1 pseudogene is annotated in these 237 nt (G+C 52.3%); it reads left to right on the top strand.

What is annotated here, in order from left to right:
• Positions 1-237, top strand: a pseudogene (locus ACTHS8_RS10920) (type I glutamate--ammonia ligase); the annotation flags it as partial.

Here is a 237-nt window from a genome sequence, read left to right as displayed (position 1 = left end):
AAGCATATTTGAATTCTTCCGGCATCGGCTACACTGCCTATTTCGGCCATGAGCCTTAATTCTTCGTTTTCGACGGCGTTGAATTTGAAACCGACTTGCACAAAACCCGTTACTAAATCACTTCCGAAAGCGGCGATTGGTCAAGCGGCCTGCATTTGGACGGTCAAACCACCGGCCACCGCCCGGCCGTCAAAGTCGGTTATGCACCGGTTGCACCGATTGACTTCGGCCAAGACC

The organism is Neisseria sp. P0016.S008 (assembly GCF_051957775.1).
GTDB lineage: Bacteria > Pseudomonadota > Gammaproteobacteria > Burkholderiales > Neisseriaceae > Neisseria > Neisseria flavescens_B.
Note: the sequence above shows the minus strand (reverse complement) of the source record. Positions and strands in the feature narration are given on the sequence as shown.